The sequence below is a fragment of the Rhizobium sp. KNZ2-6A genome (assembly GCF_056755475.1).
In genome coordinates this window covers 131,913-138,597 of record NZ_JBNDIC010000012.1, presented here as the reverse complement: position 1 = coordinate 138,597, position 6,685 = coordinate 131,913, and the positions used below count along the sequence as shown (strand labels likewise).

Here is a 6,685-nt window from a genome sequence, read left to right as displayed (position 1 = left end):
AGATGTGTATAAGAGACAGCTCAGGATCTAAGTTCACGAGCCAAGATGGCTGAGATCGATATGGCCGAAGTCGTTTACGAAATGATCGAGAGCAGTGTTCACCGTCGTCGTTTCGGGATCCGTGTGAACCAATGCTGACGAGATATCGCCGCCCCGAGCTATGTTCCCGTTACCGCCGTTGCCGCCGACGCCTGCGAGAATGGTGGCATGCTGGTCAGCCAGAAGCTGCGTATACTGTGTCGCGGTCGTAGCCGCACTCACCGCCGCCACGTCGCCGCCGCTCGAGTTTCCTTGACTGCCGTCGGAGTGGGAATCTCCCCCCGCGCCGCCGGCTCCGGTGTTCGTGACCGCCGCCAGGAAACCGTTCTGGGCCTGAGCAAAGCCACCAGGCCCGCCACCGCCGGCGGCCCAATCTGCTGTCTGCCAAACATGATCGCCGTTGTGCAGATCGGTGGATGCTCCTTCAACCGTTTGCACATTGGCTACATGCGCGACCGGGTTGTAGTCAATATTTCCATAGTTGTAGCCACCACCACCGTTGCCGGCATTCGCGTCGCCCGCATCCGGGTTATTGAGTTGAATCGTGTCAGATATTTGTGGAATAGGCATTGATGTCCCTCCTTCTACTTCGTTTCGGTTTCTTCTACGGCGTGGGTATCCAGCATCTCATCGCCAGCCAATACAACCGCAGGTAAATACTACCCGCAATTTGAATTGCGAGCTATCTAGCTATTCGGCGACGTCCCTTCGGGCGTATGTTTGGAGGTCAGATCGGGTTGCTCTTGGCGGAGGAGATCGTGTTGGAGAACCCGAAAAACGAGCGTGTTCCGCCGCGAAAAATGGGGTGCACGATGTCGAGCCTGTAATCCAAAAGTGGATTTAGTGCCCTCAAACGCGCACAGCGGGGTGCTGCATCCGTGACAGCCAAATGGCTATAGAACTAGCCGACCGGATGTAGACGAATTGCAGGCTCTGTTTTTCTCACCTTCAGATGCACAATGCCCTGAACAATTCAGGCTGCACATGTTGCACGCTTGATGGACGTGCGGTTGATCGCGGAATGGAGACGGTAATGACGGAAGTTCGTCCCTTATCGGAAGACTTGCCCAAAACGGGCACCGATCAAAACCTCGCCCCCAATTTGGCTGCGGGGCATCTGGCGCTGGTGCCGACTTGGCTTCCATTGGATGTCGCTTCTGGTCCGAACTACAATTCAGCCGGCAGCGGCGGTGATGGGATCAGCGTAGGCGTGATCGACAGCAACGCTTTGGCCGTCTTCATGCCTTCCAATGCCGCTATTGCAGGACCTCATTCGGGTGCCGACGCCTTCCAGGGCAACGATGCGCTCATCAATCAGCATCCCACCGAAATGGCTGGGATCGGCGGGAATGGCGGAAGCGGCAATGCTGCCATCGGCGGCGGCGACGCCAACCATGCCGGCACCGGGGGCAACGGCGTCTTTTACGGTGGTCTCGTAAGCACCGAAGTCGCGCTGTTTGCCCCCGTGAATGCTGCCGTTGCGGCAGGTCCTGGCGCGGTGGCGCATTCTGACCAATCGAACAACGCACTCTTCCTGCAGGGCGCAACTCAGATCGGCGGCATCGGCGGCTCGGGCGGGGACCATAATGTCGCGATCCATGATGCGTCGATGAGCCCGGGAACTGCACTTACATTTACCGGCGACAATTATGCGGGCCACGGCGGCGGTGGATTTTTCGTAGGCAGCATGGTCGACGTGAGCGTGGCCATCTTCTCACCGATCAATATTGCCGTGGGCGCCGCAGGCGGCTCGGCGGAGGCTCATCAGACAAACAATGCAATTTTTGATCAGGGGACTATGCAGATCGCAGGCATGGGCGGCGACGGCGGTGGCTTCAATATGTCGTCGGGAACGATCTTTACCGGCAGTCATGAGGGTGGCGGTGGCGGGATCGGATCGTCAACCGGCAGCATGGTAGACGTCAATCTCGCCTATTTCCATCCCATCAACATTGCCGTTCCCGCCGGTGGCACGGCGGACGCCCAACAGATCGATCATGTTCTCTATGATCAGCATGCGCTTCAGCTGGCCGGCATCGGAGGGCACGGCGGAGGTGGCAACCTCACGGACGCCCACTCGGCTCTCGTAGACGACATTTTGAGCTTCATGCATACTTAGCGGATAGAATCCCACCTGCATTGCAGCGGTTCAACTGCACGAAGCCGTTCTTCCTGCCATTTCTCAAGCCATATGTTGGATCGCTTCCCTCTCTCGGGCTTTCGTCGCTTCGGCCGACATCGCGCGCAACGCGCTCCACTGAGATACCAAACATTCGACATAACCTTATCCGCATTGTCGTCGATTTCCGCCGCTTTGGGTTGAGATATGGAATCAAACCCAGGTTGATCGGCAACTTGTTGTATGCATCAGCTCTTTCCTGACTGGTCTGTAACTGAACAGCTGTCTTTTCAGTAGTTTTGAAAGCTTTGTTGACCCGCTTGCTGTGCGTGAGTTCGTGCAGGCATCGTAAGGTCTACAACGACAAGTCGATGCCGACATGTTCTCATAGATAGGTATTTCAACGCGTTCTGCAGGCTTTGGTTGTCTCTTACTGAGGTCTTATGGACTGTAAGAATTATCATGAGAGGTAAGACTATTGATATCGAGAATACCTCTTTTTTCTGTCATGACGTCAAGCGAGAGCAGGAATAATATGTATCACTGTTGGTCTGCAAATATTCCGGGGAGCGAGGCAGGTGTCCAACAGTGCTAAAACTAAGCGCCAGATGCGGCGCAATACACCAACTATTGTCGTAATTCAGCATTCTACACTGGCGCGGACGACTGTGGTGAAGCTTCTTGAGCATGAACTCGCGGGGTGGAATTTTATCGATATGATCTCGACCGAGAGTCTCGATAGAGCTCTTGGAGCTGAGGTGCGTTTGATTGCGCTAGATCTGGCCGGCAGAGGTGTCGAGAGTTTAAGCCTGCGTGATGATCTCGCGGCAATTGCCGTACGTTTTCCTGAGGTTCCTATCACGTTGCTCTTGGGTACGGATGACGTCAACATCGCCCATCAGGCACTCAGGATGGGCATCCGCGGCTTTTTCTCGACGTCACTTCCCATTGACATTGCGCTTGCCGGTCTCCGTCTCGTTCTGGCAGGCGGAACATTCTGTCCGCAGCTATTGGGAGCTGTTGCAAGCGGCTCAAACGAGCATGCTCCGGCCGGAAATGAAGCCGAAAAAAGCTTGGACGATAGGACGCAATATCTGGCGATTGCCGATTTCACTCCCCGGGAGGCGGATGTCCTCGCTGAGTTGCAATGCGGCTGCTCAAACAAGGTCATTGCGGGAAAACTCAATCTGTCGGGGCATACGGTGAAGATGCATTTGCAACACATAATGCGTAAGTTGCAGGCGCAGAACCGCACTGAAGTGGTTGCCCGCTTGATTCAAAAAGCCGCCGGCGGGCCTGACCCCTCGCCGAGTTAAGCAAAGGTCTCAACGCGTGCAAGACCTTGGGATCTTATATGCTGCGGCGCCGGCCCTCGCAGAGCCGCCTCTCCGAGCACATACCTGATGATATCCCGCCAGCTGGAGTATTTCCGCTTTTCTTCGAATCGCGAAAACGCTCTATCTTTTTGTTTCCTTACGCATTCCGGACGGAAAACCGCTACGCACTTTTCCTGGAAATGCTCACCTAAAGCGATCCTAATTTTTTCCAAAGATCGGGATCGATAGTCCTGATTTCGTCGTTCAGAGCGCGATCAATGGCATCGATCTGTCTTTGAGCGTCTATGATGCCGTCTATTTTGGAGAAGTCGTTCTCGGCCACCGTTGATGAGGCAATCTCTTGGCGCAGAGTGACCAGCCAGTCTCGGATTTTTCTGAGATTCTCAATATTCGGGTTCGATTTCCACATGGATCCGCCGTGGTCCGTTGAAGCTTAAACTAAGATTCCGGATGCCTTTTTGAATTCTGCTTGCAAGAAAAACACCGGCATTGTTGTCCTTTGGTCGATGTTTTGTGGAGGTTTCGTGAAGGCGGGCGCGGGAGCGTTGACGCGGGGGCCCTGTCTGGCGTTTGTTTGTCGGCAAGGAGCTGCGGATGGAAAATGCACTGATACTGATCGTCGAGGACGAGGCGGAAATCTCGGATATTCTCGAGCGTTATTTCGAACGCGAGGGGTTTCGCGTGCTGACGGCGGCCGACGGCGAGATCGCGCTTGCCCATCATCAGCGGCTGCGACCGGATCTGGTCATCCTCGATATCAAGCTGCCGAAGCTCGACGGCCACACGGTGCTGGCCACCATCCGCCAGCGTGGCGACACGCCCGTCATCATGGTGACAGCACTTGCCGACGACCTCGACAAGCTGCATGGGCTGCGCTCCGGCGCCGACGATTATGTGGTCAAGCCGTTCAATCCCGTCGAGGTGGTGGCGCGGGCGCGCGCCGTTCTCCGCCGATCCTCGGGCAGTGCGAGCAACAAGGTCCTGCGGATCGGCAGGCTGGCGATCGATCCGGTGGCGCACATGGCCGTGGTCGAGGACGGCAAGAGCCGCATTCCACTGAACCTGACGCGGACCGAGTTCCGCATCCTCGAATATATGGCGGGCTTTCCAAACCGAGCCTTCGAGCGCGGCGAGATCGTCGACGCCTGCCTTCCCGAGGGCGATGCGCTCGACCGGACCGTCGACAGCCATATGAGCAAGCTGCGCAAGAAGCTGGATGCCGCCGGCGTCGGCGAGCTCCTCAACGGCGTCAGGGGAGTGGGGTACCGCCTTGGCGATTTCGGTTAGCAACAGCCTCAATCGGCAGATCATCTGGTCGACGACGATCGTGGCCTTCGTCGCCCTGTCGGTCATGTTTTTCGGATTCCTGATTTACGGCTGGGTCTACGATTGGCTGTTTAAGAATTCCGGATATTCCGAGGGCTGGGCAGTGAGCGATTTCGTCGTTCTGGGCATCAATGTGGCGATCGGTCAGGCGGTCGGCGCCTATGTCGGATGGCGGCTTGCCAGCCGCCTCGTAAAGCCCTTGACGGCGGTGACGGAGGCGGCTCGCCTCATCGCGGACGGAGACTTTGCCGGTCGTGCCAGCGGCGAAGGCAATTTTGGCGAGGCCGATCGCCTGATCAACGACTTCAATCGCATGGCGGAGCAGCTGCAGAAGGCGGAGAAGGAGCTGCAATATTCGAATTCGGCCATCGCGCATGAGCTGCGCACGCCTTTGACGATCCTGCGCGGCCGCGTGCAGGGGCTGGCAGACGGTGTATTCGCGCCGAGCCAGGAGGTGTTTCGCGGACTGATCGGACATATCGATGCCTTGACCCGTATCGTCGACGATTTGAGGACACTTTCGCTGATGAATGCCGGGCGCATGGAGCTGCAGCAGTCACAATTCGATGTCGGGGAGGAGATCGGCGATATCATCGACTCCGTTTCGCCGACGCTCGCCAGCGCGGGTATCGAAATCGACACCGATTTGCAGAGCATCGTGGTGCAGGCCGATCGGGCGCGCATCCGGCAGGCCGTGCTTGCGCTCCTCGATAACGTCACGCGCTATGCTCCGAGGTCGCAATTGCGCCTGGTCTCGCAAGGGATTGAGAACCTGTGCGTCATCATGATCTCGGACAATGGGCCGGGCATGACGACCGCTGAGAGCGAGCGGGCATTCGAGCGTTTCTGGAGAGCTGATGACGCCAGGACGAGGAGAGGTGGGGGTTCCGGCCTTGGTCTTGCCGTCGTCAAGGCCATTGCCGAGGCGCATGGCGGTTACGCCACGATCGACAGCCGCAAGGGCGGAGGCACGACCGTCGTTCTCACGATCCCCCACTGTTAAAAGTCCACGATCGGAATTTGCCGTCCCTGGACGAACGATGGACGAACGATGCCGCGGAACGAAAAGCCCACAACGTGGTTCTCACATGAGAGAATTGTCCCAAGGGGTCTTTTGCCGGAGAATGCCGTGCTGAATCTGATGGATGATATGCCTCTCAATCCGAGCTGGCTCGATATCGTCGTTCGGCTCACATTGGTGACGGCCGCCGGTGCGCTGGTCGGCATAAACCGTGAGGTTGGCGGTCATGCAGCCGGATTTCGGACGACGATCCTGGTGGGATTGGCAGCCTGCCTGACGATGATCCAGGCCAATCTCCTGCTGTCGACGCTGGGTAAGACACCGCAGTCATTCGCCTCGATGGACGTGCTGCGCTTTCCTCTCGGTGTGTTGACCGGGGTCGGCTTCATCGGCGGCGGCGCAATCCTCAAGCGTGGGGATCTGGTGACCGGCGTGACGACGGCGGCGACCCTGTGGATCATGACAGCGATCGGCCTGTGTATTGGCGGCGGACAATTGGTCGTCGGTTCGGCCGGCGCCGTCATCGCCTTTATCGTGCTATCGCCCCTCAAATGGTTCGACAAGCTGATACGGCGCCGGCAAAAGGCGCGGTTCGTGATCGAACTTCCGCGCGATGCCGGCGTTGCGATCGCCGACGTACAAACGGCGCTTGAGCCGCGCGGATATACCTTCGCCTTTATCGGCAAGACGATGGGTCCGATGGAGGCAACGGCGCACATTTCTTACGAGGTACGATGGATGCGGGCGGAATTGGATGCCGGCGGCGCGCAATTGCTCGCTTCTCTTCAGGAGCATCACAAGATCGTATCCTTCGAGATGCTGACGATAGGTTCGTGACCATCG

At 57.5% G+C, this 6,685-nt stretch carries 7 protein-coding genes; 5 read left to right on the top strand and 2 right to left on the bottom strand.

What is annotated here, in order from left to right:
* Positions 1–33 precede the first annotated feature (33 nt).
* Positions 34–609 (bottom strand): PE-PGRS family protein, encoded by a 576-nt coding sequence (locus tag ACPYOP_RS11225; RefSeq protein WP_481410456.1) that lies wholly within the window; start codon positions 607–609, stop codon positions 34–36.
* A gap of 463 nt (positions 610–1,072) precedes the next feature.
* Here ACPYOP_RS11225 and ACPYOP_RS11220 point away from each other — a divergent pair, with 463 nt between their 5' ends.
* Together ACPYOP_RS11220 and ACPYOP_RS11215 are read left to right on the top strand one after the other, a co-directional pair.
* Positions 1,073–2,158: a hypothetical protein gene (locus ACPYOP_RS11220; protein WP_481410468.1), complete on the top strand. Its 1,086-nt coding sequence runs from the start codon at positions 1,073–1,075 to the stop codon at positions 2,156–2,158.
* 551 nt (positions 2,159–2,709) lie between these two features.
* Positions 2,710–3,474, top strand: a complete 765-nt coding sequence (locus ACPYOP_RS11215) for a helix-turn-helix transcriptional regulator (protein WP_481410467.1) — start codon at positions 2,710–2,712, stop codon at positions 3,472–3,474.
* Positions 3,475–3,682: 208 nt separating this feature from the next.
* Here the strand turns inward: ACPYOP_RS11215 and ACPYOP_RS11210 are convergent, their stop codons facing one another.
* The gene (locus ACPYOP_RS11210) at positions 3,683–3,904 is read right to left on the bottom strand and encodes a hypothetical protein (protein WP_481410455.1); all 222 of its coding nucleotides are present in this window, start codon (positions 3,902–3,904) and stop codon (positions 3,683–3,685) included.
* A 185-nt stretch (positions 3,905–4,089) separates the two neighbouring features.
* On the opposite strand from ACPYOP_RS11210, the gene ACPYOP_RS11205 reads away from it, so the two are divergent.
* The 3 genes from ACPYOP_RS11205 (at position 4,090) to ACPYOP_RS11195 (ending at position 6,679) form a co-directional block, all read left to right on the top strand.
* Positions 4,090–4,782 (top strand): response regulator, encoded by a 693-nt coding sequence (locus tag ACPYOP_RS11205; RefSeq protein ID WP_481410454.1) that lies wholly within the window; start codon positions 4,090–4,092, stop codon positions 4,780–4,782.
* Entirely contained in the window at positions 4,766–5,824 is a 1,059-nt protein-coding gene (locus ACPYOP_RS11200; protein ID WP_481410453.1) for an ATP-binding protein, read from the top strand. Before ACPYOP_RS11205 ends, ACPYOP_RS11200 begins: the two co-directional genes overlap by 17 nt.
* Positions 5,825–5,962: 138 nt before the next feature.
* Positions 5,963–6,679: an MgtC/SapB family protein gene (locus tag ACPYOP_RS11195; RefSeq protein WP_481410466.1), complete on the top strand. Its 717-nt coding sequence runs from the start codon at positions 5,963–5,965 to the stop codon at positions 6,677–6,679.
* The last annotated feature ends 6 nt before the right edge of the window (positions 6,680–6,685 follow it).

Coding starts and splice junctions, on each gene's coding strand:
- ACPYOP_RS11225 (WP_481410456.1), bottom strand. CDS start 609: ATGCCTATTCCACAAATATCTGACACGATTCAACTCAATAACCCGGAT.
- ACPYOP_RS11220 (WP_481410468.1), top strand. CDS start 1,073: ATGACGGAAGTTCGTCCCTTATCGGAAGACTTGCCCAAAACGGGCACC.
- ACPYOP_RS11210 (WP_481410455.1), bottom strand. CDS start 3,904: ATGTGGAAATCGAACCCGAATATTGAGAATCTCAGAAAAATCCGAGAC.
- ACPYOP_RS11205 (WP_481410454.1), top strand. CDS start 4,090: ATGGAAAATGCACTGATACTGATCGTCGAGGACGAGGCGGAAATCTCG.
- ACPYOP_RS11195 (WP_481410466.1), top strand. CDS start 5,963: ATGGATGATATGCCTCTCAATCCGAGCTGGCTCGATATCGTCGTTCGG.